Raw genomic sequence first — 18,891 nt, forward strand, 5'->3', positions numbered from 1 at the left:
AAATCAGAGACGGCGCACCTGAAACGTTTCATGGGCACCGTCATCACAGGCATGTTGCTGACGTTCGATGTGGATGGGGGTTTGGTAATATTCGGCGCAGGCTTCAATGAGGCCATGAGCCAAATCGCCCAAATGTCGGCTGGAGCGATAATGCATCGTCAGCAGATCTGGCTGTGACTGCTCAAAACTAAAATGCGGTAATTCCGCATCCGGGTATAGTTTGCGAACCTCTACATGAATATGGTTATCAATTTTTTTGAGTAGATCGAACAGATCCGGCGAGGTGGTAAAAAACAACGGAAATTTGCTGGCAAACCTTGGCCCCAGGTAACGACCAAAAGTGTGTACTAATTGCGGCACAGGGATCCCGGTTTTTTCCGACAGCGCACTGACCAGACTAACCAATTCTTCATAGGTATAGGTCGCGACTGTGGTGTATGCACCCCCGGACGGTGGATTCACCTCATCGATGAGATCGTCCACCATATCTTCACCCCAGGTCGACTCGACCAGCGACATGAATTCAGTAAATACCAGTCCTTTCACAGCTTACTCCTCTGATGACGTCAGACTGAGTATAGACAGCGTACTATTAGCGCAAATAAATTTATTGAAGAATTATCAGGCAGTTGTGCGCAGTTGTTGGCGCAGATTCTCGATATCGTCGCGCAGCGCCGCGGCTTTCTCGAATTCCAAATCGCGCGCAAAAGCAAACATTTGCTTTTCCAGCTTACCAATATCCGCCAACAGCTCTTTCTCACTCTTCGCCTGATATGTGCCTTTTTTGTCTGCCACTTTGCGCAGCTTAATGCCACCGGAGCCCTCGCCTTCTCCCACGTCCATGATGTCGGTGATTTTTTTATTCAACGCGGTGGGAGTAATACCATGTTGCTGATTAAACGCGATTTGCGCTTCACGGCGCCGTTCGGTCTCCGCCATTGCCCGTTGCATCGAGCCGGTAATCTTATCCGCATATAAAATCGCTTTACCTTTTACGTGGCGCGCCGCACGGCCGATGGTCTGGATCAGTGAACGATCGGAGCGCAAAAAGCCCTCTTTATCGGCATCCAGAATCGCCACCAGCGATACCTCTGGCATATCTAAGCCTTCACGCAGCAGGTTGATCCCCACTAACACATCAAATTTACCGATCCGCAGGTCGCGAATAATTTCGATACGTTCAACCGTATCAATATCCGAGTGCAAATAGCGCACTTTGACATCGTGTTCGTGCAGGTAATCCGATAAATCTTCCGCCATTTTTTTGGTCAGCGTGGTCACCAGTACCCGCTCATCGTCGGCCACCCGCAGACGAATTTCAGATAACAGATCATCAACCTGGGTCGCGACCGGACGCACTTCAAGCACCGGATCGAGCAAGCCGGTGGGGCGCACCACCTGCTCAACCACTTCATCATTACTCTGCTCCAGCTCATATTTACCGGGCGTCGCGGATACATAAATGGTTTGCGGTGCGAGCCGTTCAAATTCGTCAAATTTCAGCGGCCGGTTATCCAGCGCCGATGGTAAGCGAAAGCCATACTCCACCAAGGTTTCTTTACGCGAACGATCCCCTTTATACATGGCGCCAATTTGCGGCACGGTCACGTGCGATTCATCGATAAACAGCAAACCATCGGCCGGAAAATAATCGATCAGGGTTGGCGGCGGCTCTCCCGGCGCACGACCGGACAAATAGCGCGAATAGTTTTCAATGCCCGAGCAGTAGCCCAATTCCAGCATCATTTCGATATCAAACTGGGTGCGCTGGGAAATACGCTGTTCTTCAATCAGCTTGTTCAAGTCTTTCAGCTGAGCGCGGCGATCCACCAGTTCCACTTTAATCTGATCGATCGCTTCGAGGATTTTCTCTCGGGGCGTGACGTAATGGGTTTTCGGGAAAATGGTGGTACGCGCCACCACTTTATCTATGCTGCCGGTGAGAGGGTCAAACAAACTGATTTTTTCAATCTCAGCATCAAACAACTCCACTCTGACCCCGAGGCGATCGGAGTCGGCCGGGAAGATATCAATCACATCGCCCCGTACCCGAAACGTGCCACGCTCAAAGGCCACGTCATTTCGGGTGTACTGCAATTCCGCCAGGCGGCGTAGTATGTCCCGTTGATCCATCAGATCGCCCTGACGCAAATGCAGCAGCATTTTCATATAGGACTCAGGATCGCCCAGGCCATATATCGCCGATACACTGGACACAATGATGACGTCGCGGCGCTCCATCAGGGCCTTAGTCGCCGATAAACGCATCTGCTCGATATGATCGTTAATCGATGCATCTTTTTCGATAAAGGTGTCGGTCGACGGCACATACGCTTCTGGCTGGTAGTAGTCGTAATAACTCACGAAGTACTCTACCGCGTTATCCGGGAAAAACTCTTTCATCTCCCCATATAACTGCGCCGCCAGGGTCTTGTTATGCGCAAGAATTAACGTGGGTCTTTGCGTCCGCGCAATGACATTGGCCATGGTAAAGGTTTTACCTGAGCCGGTCACACCCAGCAGGGTTTGATGGGCTAAGCCGGCGTCCAGCCCATCCAGCAATGCCTCGATGGCTTTGGGTTGATCACCAGCCGGTGAATAATTAGAAGCCAGAGTAAAACCGCGACTCATGCCGTCACTCCTGCGTTTAATTCCGCCTTAATAACCCGGTTAAACCAACTATATGCCAGGCCTGCGGTGAGCAAATTCGCCACAATACCCGCCCAGAACATACCGTGTAATCCAAATAACAAACTGCCGAAATATGAAAGCGGCACAAAAAAGATAAATAAACGTGCGGTGCTAAGCCCCAGTGCGGACATGGGCTTATGCATCGCATTAAACGAGGAATTAGACAAAATAATCACGCCCTGCAAACCATAGCCAAGCGGTACGACCGACAAAAATAAACCGATCAACTCAGCAACCTGTGCTTCCTTGGCAAACAGGCCAGCCAGTAAGCCTGACGCAATCCACAACACGGCAAACATGACAAATTGCCACACCAACACAAAGCGGATCGCCAGGCGGTAGGCTTCAGCCACCCGATGCAGCTTACCGGCGCCAAAATTCTGACTGATAAATGGCGGCAGGCTCATGGAAAGTGCCAGCACGATAATACTCGCCAAAGATTCCAAGCGATTACCCACTCCCCAGGCCGCAACTGCCTCCGTGCCAAATCCAGCCACAATGGCCGTTAGCACCCCGCCCGCCAGTGGCGTGAGCATATTGGCACCCGCTGCTGGTAAGCCAATATGTAAAATCGCGCGACTACTGGCGCGAAATTCCGGCCAGGTCAACAAGCGCGCTAGGATCAGTTTGCGCCGAAAAGCGAGCAAATAAATGATGGTAATCACACCGACAATCCAGGCTATCAGGGTGGCCAGTGCCGCCCCTTGTATTCCCATCGCCGGTACCGGCCCCCAACCAAAGATCAGCAGGGGATCCAGCAGCGCATTGATCAGCCCCCCGGCCGCCATGATCTTACTGGGTGTTTTGGTATCGCCGGCACCGCGCAACACGCTGTTGCCGACCATGGGCATTGCCAGCATTATCCCGGCCAGATACCAGGTGCCCATGTAATCGCGAATATGTGGCATTTCCTGCGCGGTGGCGCCCAGCGCCAGGAAGATGGGATCGATGGTCAGCCAACCGATTAAACACAATCCCCCCACCAGCAAAAATGCCAGCATTAATGCCCCGGTGCCAAATTCGTGCGCTAAATGCTGCTCACCACGGCCAAGATAGCGGCCAATCACCGCTGAGGTGCCGATCCCAAGCCCAATGTTCAGGCTGATCACGGTAAAGGTGACTGGAAAGGTAAAACTGATGGCAGCCAATTCATCGGTGCCCAGCAAACTAACAAAGAAGGTATCTACCAACCCAAACGTCATTAACAGGATCATGCCGTAAATCATCGGCACCGTCATACGTTTAAGGGTTGGGCCAATGGGATCTTCGAGTAAATTAACCGGGGAAGGTTTGACAGATGATGAGTGACTCAAGGGATCTCTGCGATCTAATGAAATAGTCCTGCCATGTTAGCGCAAACCAATAAGGCGTGTCATGGTAACAACCTGATTAACAAACAATTGCACCTTAATTGATCAAAAGCGGGCTAATTCTCACCGATATCGCGCATTCGACCGGCAACTCATGTCGCTCAGCCATAAATCCCAACCGGAAACAAGCCTTTTTTAGGACTATTTAGCACTGCACAAATAAACAACACACAAGCATTACGGTTAAATTACAAACAAACCCACATCATTATTTACATTTCATTAACTATGCATAAATTGTTGAATTATAACAATTTTAATAAGTGAACAGGGGTCAATTGAAGTGAAACTGTGAATAAGCCGCTAATCCAGAGCAGCTTATGCCCAGCACTCATACACACACTTATCCACAGGTTTCGTGGATAACTTGGAGCAACGCACGACGCGCGGGGCGTCCACTATGATCGTGATCGAATTTTTGTAAGTCATCACTCACGTTTGAACCGACATAATCAGGCTGGATCTTATTAACTGCTGATGATCGATCCAGTATTGCGATCCTATACTTATACCTTTTTCTTATTCCTTTATAATTTTTTATAACATTGAAAAGAAATAATCCGCGCTAGATGCAAGCGCTTACATTTAATTACGCTAATTTGCCTCCAGCCGATCATAAACCTGTCGAAAACGCCCAAATTTGGTTAGCAAACGCCCAACCTGCTCATCTTTCAGGCAAACAAATCAAATCCCGTGAAAATCTGTATTTCCCTTATTGACAGGGTGAGGTTCGATGCATATCATTCGCCCCCGTTGAATCTGGTCCCCCTTAGCTCAGTTGGTTAGAGCGACGGACTGTTAATCCGCAGGTCCCCCGTTCGAGTCGGGGAGGGGGAGCCAACTCAACAACGCGTTTTCGATTCCCCCTTAGCTCAGTTGGTTAGAGCGACGGACTGTTAATCCGCAGGTCCCCCGTTCGAGTCGGGGAGGGGGAGCCAACGCAACAACGCGTTTTCGATTCCCCCTTAGCTCAGTTGGTTAGAGCGACGGACTGTTAATCCGCAGGTCCCCCGTTCGAGTCGGGGAGGGGGAGCCAACTCAACAACGCGTTTTCGATTCCCCCTTAGCTCAGTTGGTTAGAGCGACGGACTGTTAATCCGCAGGTCCCCCGTTCGAGTCGGGGAGGGGGAGCCAACGCAACAACGCGTTTTCGATTCCCCCTTAGCTCAGTTGGTTAGAGCGACGGACTGTTAATCCGCAGGTCCCCCGTTCGAGTCGGGGAGGGGGAGCCAACTCAACAACGCGTTTTCGATTCCCCCTTAGCTCAGTTGGTTAGAGCGACGGACTGTTAATCCGCAGGTCCCCCGTTCGAGTCGGGGAGGGGGAGCCAACGCACCTTCCACTTATACTATCTCTCTTTCTAAATTCCTGATTAGTTTACCGTAAATACCCTTGTGATTCGGGATATTCTGAGCAATATCAAGTTGTTAATTCGTCAAGAAATTCGGATAATACCCTCTGTTTTTTTGCTACGCGTTCCACGTTTCTGATTAATGACAGACTACCTGTTACTGCTGATTGCGACCGTATTGGTCAATAACTTTGTGCTGGTCAAGTTTCTCGGCCTGTGCCCGTTTATGGGTGTGTCGGGCAAACTGGAGACCGCCATCGGTATGTCGTTAGCAACGACATTCGTACTCACCCTAGCCTCGCTATCCAGCTATTTGGTGGAACACTACATCTTATTACCTCTGGGGATCGGCTATCTTCGCACCCTGACCTTTATTCTGGTCATCGCGGTGGTCGTGCAATTCACAGAGATGGTGGTACATAAAACCAGTCCAACTCTTTATCGCCTGTTGGGCATCTTCTTACCTTTGATTACCACAAACTGTGCGGTACTGGGTGTCGCCCTGCTTAACATTAACGAGAATCATGGTCTGGTGGACTCCATTGTGTATGGCTTTGGTGCCGCGCTTGGCTTCTCACTGGTACTGATTTTATTTGCGGCCATGCGTGAACGCTTAGCCGCTGCAGATGTGCCAAAACATTTTAAAGGTGCATCCATTGCCATGATCACCGCCGGATTGATGTCTTTGGCGTTTATGGGTTTCAGCGGGCTGGTGAAAATCGGATGATCACAGCACTTATTATTCTTGCCCTGCTGGCGCTGGGCTTTGGGCTGTTGCTTGGCTACGCCGCACTGCGCTTTAAAGTGGAGGGCGACCCGCTGGTCGAACAAATTGATGCCCTGCTCCCGCAGACCCAATGCGGACAGTGTGGTTATCCCGGCTGCCGTCCTTATGCTGAGGCGATCGCGAACGGCGACGAGATCAATAAATGTCCTCCTGGCGGCGAAGCCACCATCAAAAACCTCGCGGACCTGATGGGCGTTGAAGCCAAACCTTTACATGGTGGCAGCACTGAGCCGGAAGTTAAAAAAGTCGCCTTTATCCGCGAAGATGAATGTATCGGCTGCACTAAGTGTATTCAGGCCTGCCCGGTCGATGCCATTGTCGGCGCGACCCGCCAGATGCACACGGTGATCACCAGCGAATGTACCGGCTGTGACCTGTGCGTGGAGCCTTGCCCGGTGGATTGTATTGATATGGTTCCGATCAAAACCGGCATCACTAACTGGCGTTGGGATCTTAACCCTATCGCCATTAAGCAGGTAGATTAAGCGTGTCGATGGAAAGTCTGTTTAACCGCCTAAAAGCGGGTCGTCTGTTTAGCTTTCCCGGTGGCGTCAAGCCGCCGGAGCGTAAAGCCTTATCTAATCAGACCGCAATCGCTGCCCTGCCCCTGCCTGACAAGTTATTTGTCAGCCTGAAACAACATATTGGGGTTGAAGGCAAAGTGCAGGTTAAAGAAGGGGATAAAGTGCTTAAAGGCCAGGTGCTTACGGCCAGCCCCAACCCGTTCGCCGTGCCCGTGCATGCCCCAACGTCAGGCACGGTTACCCGCATTGGTCTGCATGCCGCGGCGCATCCGTCTGGTTTACCTGAGCAAACCATCGAAATCACACCCGATGGTCTGGGACAATGGACGACCCTGTCGCCCATCCCCAATTATGCGCAATTACCAAAGATGAAAATCATTGAAGCCATCTGTAATGCCGGGATTAGCGGCATGGGCGGTGCAGGCTTCCCGACCCATCTGAAAATCTCCAGCAAGAAAGACGTGGAATTTTTGATCATCAATGGTGTGGAGTGTGAGCCTTATATTACTGCCGATGATCGCCTCATGCGTGAACACGCCTGGCAGATCCGTCAGGGTATCGACATTCTGGTTCACCTGCTCAATCCGGGTGCAGTGCTGATTGCCATTGAAGAAAACAAACCCGAGGCAATCGACGCTATGCGGGTGGCGTGTAAAGATCAGAGTCGTTATCTAGTTTGTCCAATCCCTACCCGTTATCCGGCTGGTGGTGAGAAGCAATTGATCCAGAATCTGCTGGATCGTGAAGTACCGCGCAAAGGTCTGCCCATTGATGTGGGCGTGATCATGCAAAACGTCGGCACTTGCTACGCCATCGCCGATGCCATTTTCAGCGGTAAGCCACTGATTGAGCGGGTCGTTACCTTAACCGGTGAAAGCTTGCAGGCCCCCGGCAACTATTGGGTACCGCTGGGTACGCCGGTATATCACCTGTTAAATCAGGCAAAATACGTCAGCTCATTACAACAGAAAAAACGCATTATTATGGGCGGCCCCATGATGGGCTTTACCCTGCATACGGATCTGGCCCCAGTGGTGAAAACCAGCAACTGTGTGCTGGTACCCTCTGACCAGGCCATGCCACTGCCACCAGATGAACAAAGCTGTATCCGCTGTGCAGCCTGCGCCGATGCCTGCCCTGCCAGTTTGCTGCCTCAGCAACTTTACTGGCATGCCAAAGCCAATGAGCTGGAGCGCGCTCAGGACTTTAATCTGTTTGACTGTATTGAATGCGGTGCCTGTGCTTATGTGTGCCCCAGCGATATTCCGCTGGTGCATTACTATCGCCGCGCCAAGGCCGACATCCGCATTCAGGAACAGGAGAAACAGAAATCTGACAAGGCTCGTCAGCGCTTCGAAGCCCGTAATGCACGTTTAGAGCGTGAGGCAGAAGAGCGCAAAGCCAAACACGCCGAAGCCGCTGAACGTCGTCGTCAGGCGATGCAACAACCGGCAGACAATCCGCAGGACAAAATTGCCGCCGCACTGGCCCGGGTACAAGCCAAGAAGCAAGCCGCGCAGCCCGATGCAGTGCCAGAGGCCAATGAAGATAAAGTGGCTGCCGCCATCGCCCGTGCCAAAGCCAAACGCGAGGCGCAGCAGGCCCAAACCGGTGAACCGGCCAAGGCCTCAGCGCTAGCCGACGATCCTAAAAAAGCCCAGGTCGCGTCGGCCATTGCCCGCGCTAAAGCCAAGCGCGAAGCCCAGCAGGCACAGACTACAGAAACCGTCGAATCTGCCTCGCCAGCAGCAAGCGATGATGCTGAGGCGGCGAAAAAAGCTCGGGTTGCCGCCGCCGTTGCACGCGCTAAAGCAAAACGCGATGCAGAAAAGGCCGACGACGCACCTGAAAGCGACGCTCAGCCCGCCGAAAATGCCCAAATTGATGACGCAGACGCGGCGAAAAAAGCCCGTGTCGCGGCAGCCGTTGCCAAAGCGAAAGCCAAGCGCGACGCAGAAAAGGCCGACGACGCACCTGAAAGCGACGCTCAGCCCGCCGAAAATGCCCAAATTGATGACGTAGACGCGGCCAAAAAAGCCCGTGTCGCGGCAGCCCTTGCCAAAGCTAAGGCCAAGCGCGATGCAGAAAAGGCCGCCAGTACCACTGAAACTAACCACCAACCAGACGATATCACGCAGGTTGATGATGCAGAGGCCGCAAAGCGCGCCCGGGTAAAAGCCGCGGTCGCGCGTGCCAAAGCGAAAAAAGCGCAACAACAGGATGATCCATCATGACCTTTAAAGTCGCCAGCTCTCCCCACCAGCATGCCATGCGTAATACCGCTGGGTTAATGCGGTTGGTCATCTATTGCGCGGTGCCCGGCATTGTGGTGCAGGGCTATTTTTTTGGCTGGGGCATACTGGTGCAACTGATATTGGCCGTACTGACTGCACTGGTCAGTGAAGGCGTATTTCTGGCCCTGCGTAAGCGCAATTTCGAACGGGCGCTGGGCGACTATTCTGCCGTATTAACTGCGATTTTACTGGCCATCAGTATTCCGCCGCTCGCCCCCTGGTGGATTGTGGTATTGGGTACCTTTTTTGCCATCGTGATCGTAAAGCAACTCTATGGGGGATTGGGTAATAACCTGTTTAATCCGGCTATGGCCGCCTACGTGATGTTGCTGATTTCCTTCCCGGTGCAGATGACCGCCTGGGCACCGGTTCAAGCACTGACCCAGTTTTCGGTGAATTTGGCTGATGCCGCCAGTGTCGTGTTCACCGGCTTTACCACCGATGGCTACAGCCTGGGGCAGCTGCAAACCAATATTGATGGCGTGACATTGGCTACCCCACTGGATCAGGTACGTACCGATCTGACACTGGGCCTGACCTATCATGAAAGCCTGCAAAACGAAATTTTTAATCATGGAATGGGCATCGGCTGGGCATGGGTCAATCTGGCCTACCTGCTGGGTGGACTGGTTCTGATCAAGACACGAGCGATCAACTGGCATATTCCCGGTGCCATGCTCGGTACCTTAGCCGCCATCGCTGCGGTTATGTATGCCACCGATGCCAGTATTTATGCATCTCCCGCATTCCATTTATTCAGCGGCGCAGCCATGCTCGGGGCATTTTTCATCGCCACCGATCCAGTTTCCGCCGCGACCAGCAACAAAGGTCGCTTAGTGTATGGTGCGGGCATTGGTCTGTGGGTTTACCTGATCCGCACATTTGGCGGCTATCCGGATGCCGTAGCATTTGCTGTCTTGATTATGAATATGGCCGTGCCACTGATTGATTACTATCTGAAACCCCGGGTTTATGGGCATTGGAGTAAACGCCGATGATTAAACTGGTAGGTAAAAATGGCCTGATCCTCGGTGGTTTTGCGCTGGTCACCACGTCTTTGATCGCCGTGACGCAAACCATCACCGCTCCGGTTATCCGCGCCCAGCAAGAACAGCAATTGGTCGACACACTTAACAGCGTGCTGCCAAGCGGCATGTTCGACAATGATGTGCAGCATGATTGCGCACAGTGGCAGGATGCAGAGGTATTTGGTACTGATGAGCCTGTACGTATATTCCGCGCCCGACAGGAACAACAGCCCGTGGCGATGGCTATCGAGACTGTCGGCCCCAATGGCTACAATGGTCGCATCAACTTGTTGTTAGGGCTCACCGTTGACGGCACAGTCAGTGGCGTGCGGGTATTAAATCACAATGAAACACCCGGACTTGGCGATAAAATCGATTTACGCATCAGCGACTGGGTGTTGTCCTTCAACGGCAAGCAATTGGATGACAGTAACGGCAAACAGTGGGCCGTGAAAAAAGACGGTGGCCAGTTTGATCAATTCACCGGTGCCACGATCACCCCACGCGCGGTAGTCGCCGCGGTCAAACACGCAGTAGAATTTGCCAACGGGCAGCGTGATGCCATCTTTGCTGCCAGCAATCATTGTCAGGTTGAAAACAATGAGTGAAATGAAAGAGTTAACCCTGCAGGGGTTATGGAAAAATAACCCGGCGTTAGTGCAGCTGCTGGGCTTATGCCCATTACTGGCCGTCACGTCCACCCTGATAAACGGATTAGGGCTTGGCCTGGCCACCACCGCCGTATTGATAGGTTCTAATGCTACCGTGTCACTGGTACGCAATGTGGTGCCCAATGAAATCCGCATCCCGATATTTGTTATGGTCATCGCGGCATTCGTCACCATAGTGCAGCTCCTTATGAACGCTTACACCTATGAGCTCTATCTCACCTTAGGTATTTTTATCCCACTGATCGTGACGAACTGCGCGATTATCGGCCGCGCCGAAGCCTATGCCTCCAAACATCCACTCAAAGAGTCGGCGATGGATGGTCTGATGATGGGACTGGGCTTTACTCTGGTCCTCGTCGTCTTAGGTGCCATGCGTGAACTGCTGGGTAAAGGCAGCCTGTTTAGCGGCGCCGAACTATTGCTCGGTGACTGGGCACGTAGCCTGACTGTGCAGTTATTTGTGCCGGATAGTGCGTTTTTACTGGCCATCTTGCCGCCCGGTGCATTTTTAGGTATGGGGCTGTTGATTGCCGCCAAGAATGCACTGAACGAACGTATCGAACGCAAATATGCCAAACCGGCACAAACCCAGACCATTCAGCGCGTGCGCGTGACCACTGAATAAGCATGAATAAACAAAAACGCCATGAAATTTTGACCCGGTTGCGCGACGCCAATCCGCATCCGACCACGGAGCTACATTTTACCACGCCATTTGAATTGTTGGTTGCCGTGACCCTTTCTGCTCAGGCTACCGATGTGGGGGTGAACAAAGCCACCGCCAAACTATTTCCGGTTGCGAACACGCCGCAAGCCATTTTGGATCTGGGCGTCGACGGCCTGAAGGAGTACATCAAAACCATCGGCTTGTATAACAGCAAGGCCGAAAATGTCATCAAAGCCTGCAAAATGTTAGTTGAATTGCATGGCGGAGAAGTACCAGAGAGTCGCGAAGCACTGGAAGCCCTGCCAGGTGTAGGGCGTAAGACGGCGAATGTGGTACTCAATACCGCATTTGGCTGGCCGACTATCGCGGTGGACACACATATTTTCCGGGTATCCAATCGTACCAATTTTGCGCCGGGTAAAAATGTCGATCAGGTTGAGCAAAAGCTGCTGAAAGTAGTGCCCGCCGAGTTTAAAGTGGATGTACACCACTGGCTGATCCTGCATGGGCGTTATACCTGCGTGGCGCGTAAGCCTCGTTGTGGTTCGTGTTTAATCGAAGACTTGTGCGAATTTAAGCAAAAAACCGACTGATAAATTACGCTGATAGCGTCATTGATCTGCAATGAGTGGAGCGCCATTCATCGCGTATCAACGGCACCGTTAACCTGTTTTATACGGTATAAAAATGAACTTAGAAGACATGATCGAACGCCTGATGTATGCCTCTCGCTGGCTGCTGGCGCCTATTTACTTTGGCTTAAGCCTTGCCCTTATTGCACTGGGCGTTAAATTTTTTCAGGAAGTCTTCCACCTGATGCCAGTGATTTTTGAGATTAAAGAAGCCGATCTGGTATTAGTGGTGTTGTCGTTGATCGATATCGCGCTGGTTTCCGGCCTGATCATTATGGTGATGTTTACCAGCTACGAAAACTTTGTATCGCGCATCGATCTGGGTGAAAACACCGAAAAATTGTCCTGGCTAGGCACGTTGGATACCAACTCACTGAAAAGCAAAGTGGCCGCGTCGATTGTAGCGATATCATCCATTCACTTACTCAAAGTGTTTATGAATGCCACCAATATCGCCAATGATAAACTCATGTGGTACGTGCTGATGCACCTCACCTTTGTCGTTTCGGCCTTTGCGATGGGCATGTTAGACAAAGCCACACGCAAAAATTAACCGGAGAACCACCATGAGACTGTTACATACCATGCTGAGGGTCGGCGACCTGCAACGCTCACTGGATTTTTATACCCAGTTAATGGGCATGCAGGTATTAAGACAAGCCGACAATCCGGAATATCGCTATACCCTGGCATTCGTCGGCTATGGCGATGAAGCCAACCACACCGTGCTGGAGCTGACCTATAACTGGGATCAGGACAGTTATGATTTAGGCACCGCCTATGGGCATATCGCCATCGGTTGTGAGGATATTTATGGCCTGTGTGAGCAGTTAGAAGCCAAAGGCGCGGACGTATATCGCAAACCCGGTCCGGTATTAGGTGGCAGCACGATCATCGCGTTTGTGCGTGATCCGGATGGGTATGCCATCGAGCTGATTCAGCGCAGTTAAAAAAACCGGCAATTGCCGGTTTTTTATTAGCCTCTGCTCATCTTTACCACCACCCGGCGGTTTTTGGCGCGGGTCATTTCGTTGTCGTTCGGGGCAATGTGGCGGCGTTCACCGTGGCCGGTCACTTCAATCCTGGCGGCATCCACCCCCATATCAATAAAGTACTGTTTGACTGACTCGGCGCGCTGAACCGACAGGTTAAAGTTGGTGCCACTGCCGCCATAGCTGTCGGTGTAACCGTCCACCAGCATCAGCTCCAGTTGCGGATCTTCTTTAAGATACATACCGATCATCTGCATCTTTTTCTGCGCTTCTTTAGTCAGCTCAGCAGTATTTTTTTGATAGGTCAGCACAGAATACTGAATATCTTCAAATGAGTACGGCAGCAGATTTGCCACACACTCCACGAAATCCTGATAGGCCGGGGTAAAGTTTGCGGCATTGAGGCCTACCGCTATTTTATCGTAAGGGTTATACCAGTCCTGATACTGCACCGTTGGCCAGAAACCCTTCTCCAATTCACTCAACATGGTCCAGGCCGGCACCTTGGGCAAGTCGCCTGTGTATTGTCTGCGCAGTGGCATCTCGGCGATGGTGCGCTGCATTGCGCCCGGCATCCAGCGCGGTGGTACCGAATAAACTGCCGCCATAGCATACACATCTGGCAACATCAGCATATCCAACTCGAATTCCATATTCAGTTGTTTACTGGCGCGACTGTAAAAACGCGCGGTACCGTAGCCAGGCACGGGATGGGATAATTCACATTGCAGCCGGTTGGGCGCATCTAACTGCCAGTCAGATTGCTCCACGGAAGCTGCATAGTGACGCACACCGGCGTGTGCCAGCATGGGTAAAATACTCAGGATTGTGATTAATCGTTTCATAAATACCAGCCTACTCTCGCCTGATACTATCGGCCATTGCGCAAATTAATTGAGGATCAATTATCAGATCGCTGAGTTTCTCCCCAATCGAACCGCCGCTGGGTGGTAGTTACCCGGTAGTCTTGTCATAATACGCGCTGATTTCCAGCGATGCGAGCACCATGTCTGACCCAACCTTTGCCCTTAATCAACGTTTCCGAGGCTATTTCCCGGTGGTTATCGATGTCGAAACCGCAGGGTTTAACAATCAGACCGATGCGTTACTGGAAATTGCCGCTATTACAATGAAGATGGATGAAGATGGGTTCTTACACCCGGATAAAACTTTTCATTTTCATATCGAACCGTTTGAGGGGGCGAACCTGGAAAAAGCCGCACTGGATTTTAATGGTATCGATCCTTATTGCGCGCTGCGTGGGGCCATCAATGAAACCGATGCCATGAAGGCGCTGTGCAAGGGCATTCGCCATGCGCAAAAAGATGCCGATTGCCAGCGCTCAGTGGTGGTGGCACACAATGCCGCCTTCGATCAGGGGTTTCTGAATGCCGCCATCGAACGCTCCCATATAAAGCGCACACCATTTCATCCGTTTGTGTCGTTTGATACTACCAGCCTAGCGGGATTAGCACTGGGACAAACCGTGCTGGTAAAAGCCTGCCAGGCAGCCGGTATTGAGTTTGATAACCGACAAGCGCACTCGGCCCTGTACGACACGCAAAAAACCGCTGAGTTGTTTTGCCACATCGTCAATAAATGGCACAGCCTGGCTGGCTGGCCGGTTTAAAAAGTATTTGATTTACGTCAGCTTTTTTTAAATTTTTGGCCCTATACTGAATCATCCAACTCAGTCATAGGGCACGGCAATGCAATTTAAACACATTCTGGTCATCGCAGATCCGCAGGATAAACAGCAAATGGCGCTGGCCTGGGCAAAAAGCCTCGCCAATGATCAAAAGCTCAAACTGCATGTGGTGGCGTTTTGTTATGAAGCCACCAAGGGCCTGGGTAAAAAGCTTAGCGACGAGCAAAAACAGGCACTTAAGAAAAATGCCATTAGTCAGCGCGCAGTCTGGCTGGACAAAACCCTGAGCAAAACCGCCCTGCCCGGCACCGTCAGCAGTGACACGGTCTGGACGCGAGATATCGGTAAATGGGTGAAATCCTACTGTGAAAGCAATCGCTGTGATCTGATCGTCAAAACCGGCCACCGCACAGAGACAATGTTTTATACCCCCACCGACTGGCATGTAATGCGAAATGGCCACAGCCCGGTGTTATTGGTCGCAGAAAAGCGCTGGCGACGTAAGCAAACGGTTATGGTCAGCCTGGATCTGGGCAGCCGCTCAAAAACCAAGAAATCCCTCAATCAGACTTTGATAAATGCGGCGATCACTATGGCTAATGAGATGCAACTGCCACTGCATGTAGCTTATAGTTTACCTATATCCCCTATGCTCAAGGATCTGGGCATTATCGATAAAGACAAAGAGTTAGCCAAAGCACATAAAAAGTTAGTGCCTAAAATTTTGGACATGGCCGGTGATTACGCGTTGCCGGAGGAAAATATCCATATCAAAGTCGGCGAGCCTCATTTGGTGATCCCCAGCCTGGCCTCTGAATTTGGCGCGGCATTGATGGTAATCGGTACGGTTGGCCGTAAAGGCCTGAAAGCCAAATTAATGGGGAATACCGCAGAGAGCACCCTCAGCCTGCTGAAAACCAACGTGCTGGTGCTGCAACCAGATTAAATCCACTGGCATTAAAAAACCGCCCGTAGGCGGTTTTTTGTTTTTACAGACCTTCGCTGTTCTCAGCCAGGTACTTGGCAACACCTTCCGGACTTGCATCCATACCCGCTTTACCTTGCTGCCAACCGGCCGGACATACTTCGCCGTGTTGTTGGTGGAAATCCAGAGCATCAACCATGCGCAGCATTTCGTCGATATTACGACCCAATGGCAGATCGTTAATTACCTGGTGACGTACCATGCCTTCTTCATCAATCAGGAACGAGCCACGGAATGCCACGCCGGCTTCCGGGTGCTCAACATCATAGGCCTGACAAATTTCGTGCTTAACATCAGCTACCAGGGTGTATTTAACCGGGCCGATACCGCCATCATTGATGGCGGTGTTACGCCATGCGTTGTGAGAGAACTGAGAGTCAATTGACACGCCAATCACTTCACAACCACGCTTTTTGAACTCGTCATAACGCTTGTCGAATGCGATCAGTTCAGACGGACATACAAAAGTGAAATCCAGTGGGTAAAAGAACACTACGGCTTTTTTACCTTTAATGGCTGTGCTCAAAGTGAAATTATCAACAATCTCACCACTACCTAATACCGCTGCGGCGGTGAAATCCGGGGCTGGGCGACCGACTAAAACGCTCATATTTATCTCCAGTTGTACTGTGTTAATCGTCAATGGCTTTGTGCCACTTGCCGGGGTTAAATGGGGTCGTTCCTACGCAAAACAAGTAACCGATTGAAATTAATCAACTTTGTTTTGATTGGTCGGATTACTCCATACATTGCTTAAAAAATCTCCTTGCAAAGCACCTAAATAATAACTATTATCATTTGCACTTTGCCGGAGGTCACATGTATATCTGTCTGTGTTATGCCATTACTGACAAACAAATTAAACACGCTGTGCGAGAACAGGGTGTTGGCAGTATGCGTGAATTACGTCAGACCCTGAATATAGGTGGCCAATGTGGTAAATGCATCAGAGCCGCTCAGCAAATCATCGATAACACCATTATCGACGAATCTTTGTTTAAAGAAGTCGTCTAGACCGTTTCATTTACCGCCCGCTTGGGTTACCTTTTTGGTTGTACAAATAACAACCAACGAGGAAGGGCTATGCGTGGCGACGCCAATATCATCAAACATTTAAACCGCTGTTTAGGTAACGAGCTTATCGCGATTAATCAGTACTTTCTGCATGCCAAGATGTACAAAGACTGGGGGCTGGACAAGCTTGCCCATAAGGAATACGAAGAGTCCATCGATGAAATGAAGCACGCCGACAAACTGATCGAGCGGATTCTGTTTCTGGAAGGCTTACCTAATTTGCAGGATCTGGGCAAATTACGCATCGGCGAAGACACCAAAGAAATGCTTGAATGCGATCTCGCGCTGGAATTGGATGCGGTGCCGGATCTGAAAGCCGCCATCGAATACGCGGAATCCGTACAGGATTATGTCAGCCGTGATGTGTTTGCAGACATATTGGAAAGTGAAGAAGAACACATTGATTGGTTGGAAACCCAGCTAAGCCTGATTGAAAAAGTCGGGTTACAGAATTACCAGCAATCGCAAATATCCCACCACAGCAGCTAAGCATTAAAAAAGCCGGCAAATGCCGGCTTTTTGCTTATTCTGGCTGCTTGTACTTGGCGGCCGTTTCTTTGATTAGCGGCTGCAGTTCGCCCTGCTGGAACATCTCCAGCATAATGTCGCACCCACCGACCAGCTCACCGTCTACCCATAATTGCGGGAAAGTTGGCCACTGGGCATAAGCAGGCAACTCTGCACGGATATCCGGGTTTTGCAGAATATCCACATAAGCGAATTGTTCACCACAGGCCATCAGCGCCTGTACCGCCTGCGCCGAAAAACCGCAACTTGGCAGTTTAGGCGAGCCTTTCATATAAATCAGAATTGGATTTTCAGCGATTTGCTGTTTGATCTTTTCCAGGGTATCCATTGTATAAAGCACCTTCGAATACATGTGTGATGGCCTATTTTACCTGCTGGCACATTTTCACCCAAGTAAGTTGTTGAATTATTTATAGCTAACCCCTATATCAATGGGACACTGAAATTTGAGACACTGGGCTCAAACTGACTGGTTAGCGTTCCCGACTATATGGGGACGTGCTGAACAAACACAATGGAGATTGCAACATGGCTTTTGAATTACCGGCTCTGCCTTACGAAAAAAACGCACTGGAACCACATATTTCTGCGGAAACTCTGGAGTACCACTATGGTAAGCACCACGCTACCTACGTGACCAAACTGAATGGTTTAATTGAAGGTACTGAGTTTGCAGGCAAAAGTCTGGAAGATATCGTGCGTACTTCACAAGGTGGCGTATTCAATAATGCTGCGCAAATCTGGAACCACACGTTCTACTGGCACAGCCTGAGTCCAAATGGTGGTGGTGAACCAACAGGCGCGCTGGCTGATGCCATCAACGCGAAATGGGGCTCATTCGCGGCTTTCAAAGATGCGTTCAATGACAAAGCAGTGAACAACTTCGGTTCAAGCTGGACCTGGTTAGTAAAAACTGCTGCCGGCTCACTGGACATCGTTAACACCAGCAACGCAGGTACCCCGCTGACTGAAGCCGGTGTCACGCCACTAATGACGGTGGATCTGTGGGAGCACGCCTACTACATCGACTACCGCAATGTCCGTCCTAACTATATGCAGGCATTCTGGGCACTGATCAACTGGGAATTCGCTGCGAAAAACTTCGCATAAGCGTTATTCCAGCAAAAAAAGGCAGCCATGTGGCTGCCTTTTTTGTATCTACTTAGAAACCACGTTAGCTTTTTTCGACCTGATTGCGTAATGCCAGCATCATGCCGTGGGCTCCTTCACCGGATAATTCAAACGGTAAGAATTCATTTTTAGGGGAATAGGTCAAAATCAGTTGTTCTTTCATACGGGACGTAGGTACATAGCCCATACTCCAGTCCGCAAATTCACGCCGATCAATCTGGCAATAATCTAAAATCACCACATTCTGATGACGTTTATCACGACAAATTAACTGGTATGTTTCATTAACCACAGCACGGGATCCTTCCAAACACTGCAAAAAATATTTTCGGTTAAAACACAGCATGCCTGTGATAAAGCGTTTTTTATTATCCCGTTGTGCCACCTCAAGAATATTTTCAATATCCTCCGCTTTAAACTCAGGACTAATTTGGCTGGCGTAAATAAGTCTGACTAAATACATAACTAAAAAATCCGTACGAACCTGACTAGCGACAGTGTAGTCAAGTCCGTCAACG

The 18,891-nt window shown here is 50.6% G+C and carries 21 protein-coding genes and 6 tRNA genes; 20 read left to right on the plus strand and 7 right to left on the minus strand.

The annotated features are described in order from the left end of the window. Window positions 1-3: 3 nt before the first annotated feature. The 3 genes from TK45_RS14900 to TK45_RS14910 form a co-directional block, all read right to left on the minus strand. Complete coding sequence (locus tag TK45_RS14900) at window positions 4-546, minus strand: heme NO-binding domain-containing protein (RefSeq protein WP_131259648.1); 543 nt, start codon at window positions 544-546, stop codon at window positions 4-6. Between the two features lie 75 nt (window positions 547-621). Then, window positions 622-2,631, minus strand: a complete 2,010-nt coding sequence (gene uvrB / locus TK45_RS14905; RefSeq protein WP_131259649.1) for an excinuclease ABC subunit UvrB — start codon at window positions 2,629-2,631, stop codon at window positions 622-624. Continuing rightward, window positions 2,628-3,929: an MATE family efflux transporter gene (locus TK45_RS14910; RefSeq protein ID WP_131259680.1), complete on the minus strand. Its 1,302-nt coding sequence runs from the start codon at window positions 3,927-3,929 to the stop codon at window positions 2,628-2,630. Before TK45_RS14910 ends, uvrB begins: the two co-directional genes overlap by 4 nt. Before the next feature lie 895 nt (window positions 3,930-4,824). On the opposite strand from TK45_RS14910, the gene TK45_RS14915 reads away from it, so the two are divergent. The 15 genes from TK45_RS14915 to gloA all read left to right on the plus strand — a co-directional run bounded on the left by TK45_RS14915 (window position 4,825) and on the right by gloA (window position 12,965). Continuing rightward, window positions 4,825-4,901 (plus strand) — tRNA-Asn (locus TK45_RS14915). Window positions 4,902-4,922: 21 nt separating this feature from the next. Beyond that, window positions 4,923-4,999: transfer RNA gene (locus TK45_RS14920), tRNA-Asn, on the plus strand. A gap of 21 nt (window positions 5,000-5,020) precedes the next feature. Then, window positions 5,021-5,097 (plus strand) — tRNA-Asn (locus tag TK45_RS14925). A gap of 21 nt (window positions 5,098-5,118) precedes the next feature. Beyond that, window positions 5,119-5,195, plus strand: a tRNA-Asn gene (locus TK45_RS14930). 21 nt (window positions 5,196-5,216) lie between these two features. Next, a tRNA-Asn gene (locus TK45_RS14935) sits at window positions 5,217-5,293 on the plus strand. A 21-nt stretch (window positions 5,294-5,314) separates the two neighbouring features. Continuing rightward, a tRNA-Asn gene (locus TK45_RS14940) sits at window positions 5,315-5,391 on the plus strand. A 163-nt stretch (window positions 5,392-5,554) separates the two neighbouring features. After that, complete coding sequence (rsxA, locus tag TK45_RS14945) at window positions 5,555-6,139, plus strand: electron transport complex subunit RsxA (RefSeq protein ID WP_131259650.1); 585 nt, start codon at window positions 5,555-5,557, stop codon at window positions 6,137-6,139. Beyond that, entirely contained in the window at window positions 6,136-6,684 is a 549-nt protein-coding gene (gene rsxB / locus TK45_RS14950) for an electron transport complex subunit RsxB (RefSeq protein WP_131259651.1), read from the plus strand. Before rsxA ends, rsxB begins: the two co-directional genes overlap by 4 nt. A gap of 8 nt (window positions 6,685-6,692) precedes the next feature. Further along, complete coding sequence (gene rsxC, locus TK45_RS14955; protein ID WP_131259681.1) at window positions 6,693-8,957, plus strand: electron transport complex subunit RsxC; 2,265 nt, start codon at window positions 6,693-6,695, stop codon at window positions 8,955-8,957. After that, window positions 8,954-10,015 (plus strand): electron transport complex subunit RsxD, encoded by a 1,062-nt coding sequence (gene rsxD, locus TK45_RS14960; protein WP_131259652.1) that lies wholly within the window; start codon window positions 8,954-8,956, stop codon window positions 10,013-10,015. The genes rsxC and rsxD overlap by 4 nt, the downstream gene beginning before the upstream one ends. Beyond that, window positions 10,012-10,653, plus strand: a complete 642-nt coding sequence (gene rsxG / locus TK45_RS14965; RefSeq protein WP_131259653.1) for an electron transport complex subunit RsxG — start codon at window positions 10,012-10,014, stop codon at window positions 10,651-10,653. Before rsxD ends, rsxG begins: the two co-directional genes overlap by 4 nt. Further along, window positions 10,646-11,341 carry an electron transport complex subunit E gene (locus TK45_RS14970; protein ID WP_131259654.1) on the plus strand — a complete coding sequence of 232 codons (696 nt, stop codon included), beginning with the start codon at window positions 10,646-10,648 and terminating at the stop codon, window positions 11,339-11,341. The genes rsxG and TK45_RS14970 overlap by 8 nt, the downstream gene beginning before the upstream one ends. A gap of 2 nt (window positions 11,342-11,343) precedes the next feature. Continuing rightward, on the plus strand, window positions 11,344-11,976 hold the full coding sequence (gene nth / locus TK45_RS14975; protein WP_131259655.1) for an endonuclease III: 633 nt from the start codon (window positions 11,344-11,346) through the stop codon (window positions 11,974-11,976). Window positions 11,977-12,070: 94 nt separating this feature from the next. Continuing rightward, window positions 12,071-12,568: a TIGR00645 family protein gene (locus tag TK45_RS14980; RefSeq protein ID WP_131259656.1), complete on the plus strand. Its 498-nt coding sequence runs from the start codon at window positions 12,071-12,073 to the stop codon at window positions 12,566-12,568. A 13-nt stretch (window positions 12,569-12,581) separates the two neighbouring features. After that, window positions 12,582-12,965, plus strand: a complete 384-nt coding sequence (gloA, locus tag TK45_RS14985) for a lactoylglutathione lyase (protein ID WP_131259657.1) — start codon at window positions 12,582-12,584, stop codon at window positions 12,963-12,965. A 26-nt stretch (window positions 12,966-12,991) separates the two neighbouring features. Here the strand turns inward: gloA and TK45_RS14990 are convergent, their stop codons facing one another. Beyond that, window positions 12,992-13,852, minus strand: a complete 861-nt coding sequence (locus tag TK45_RS14990) for an OmpA family protein (RefSeq protein ID WP_131259658.1) — start codon at window positions 13,850-13,852, stop codon at window positions 12,992-12,994. A gap of 161 nt (window positions 13,853-14,013) precedes the next feature. Between TK45_RS14990 and rnt the strand changes: the two genes are divergently transcribed. Together rnt and TK45_RS15000 are read left to right on the plus strand one after the other, a co-directional pair. After that, window positions 14,014-14,637, plus strand: coding sequence for a ribonuclease T (rnt, locus tag TK45_RS14995; protein WP_131259659.1), 624 nt, complete (start codon window positions 14,014-14,016; stop codon window positions 14,635-14,637). A 79-nt stretch (window positions 14,638-14,716) separates the two neighbouring features. Continuing rightward, window positions 14,717-15,601, plus strand: coding sequence for a universal stress protein (locus TK45_RS15000; RefSeq protein WP_131259660.1), 885 nt, complete (start codon window positions 14,717-14,719; stop codon window positions 15,599-15,601). 43 nt (window positions 15,602-15,644) lie between these two features. Here TK45_RS15000 and TK45_RS15005 read toward each other — a convergent pair whose 3' ends face one another. After that, entirely contained in the window at window positions 15,645-16,250 is a 606-nt protein-coding gene (locus TK45_RS15005) for a peroxiredoxin (RefSeq protein ID WP_131259661.1), read from the minus strand. Window positions 16,251-16,459: 209 nt separating this feature from the next. On the opposite strand from TK45_RS15005, the gene TK45_RS15010 reads away from it, so the two are divergent. Beyond that, a complete protein-coding gene (locus TK45_RS15010; protein WP_131259662.1) occupies window positions 16,460-16,654 on the plus strand; it encodes a bacterioferritin-associated ferredoxin in 195 nt (64 codons plus the stop codon). A 69-nt stretch (window positions 16,655-16,723) separates the two neighbouring features. Continuing rightward, complete coding sequence (gene bfr, locus TK45_RS15015) at window positions 16,724-17,203, plus strand: bacterioferritin (protein ID WP_131259663.1); 480 nt, start codon at window positions 16,724-16,726, stop codon at window positions 17,201-17,203. 34 nt (window positions 17,204-17,237) lie between these two features. Here bfr and TK45_RS15020 read toward each other — a convergent pair whose 3' ends face one another. Next, window positions 17,238-17,570, minus strand: coding sequence for a Grx4 family monothiol glutaredoxin (locus TK45_RS15020; protein WP_131259664.1), 333 nt, complete (start codon window positions 17,568-17,570; stop codon window positions 17,238-17,240). A gap of 200 nt (window positions 17,571-17,770) precedes the next feature. On the opposite strand from TK45_RS15020, the gene sodB reads away from it, so the two are divergent. Beyond that, window positions 17,771-18,352 carry a superoxide dismutase [Fe] gene (sodB, locus tag TK45_RS15025; protein WP_131259665.1) on the plus strand — a complete coding sequence of 194 codons (582 nt, stop codon included), beginning with the start codon at window positions 17,771-17,773 and terminating at the stop codon, window positions 18,350-18,352. Window positions 18,353-18,416: 64 nt separating this feature from the next. Here sodB and TK45_RS15030 read toward each other — a convergent pair whose 3' ends face one another. Beyond that, window positions 18,417-18,836: a BLUF domain-containing protein gene (locus tag TK45_RS15030; RefSeq protein WP_131259666.1), complete on the minus strand. Its 420-nt coding sequence runs from the start codon at window positions 18,834-18,836 to the stop codon at window positions 18,417-18,419. Window positions 18,837-18,891 lie beyond the last annotated feature (55 nt).

Source organism: Bowmanella sp. JS7-9, from assembly GCF_004329715.1.
GTDB classification, from domain to species: domain Bacteria; phylum Pseudomonadota; class Gammaproteobacteria; order Enterobacterales; family Alteromonadaceae; genus Pseudobowmanella; species Pseudobowmanella zhangzhouensis.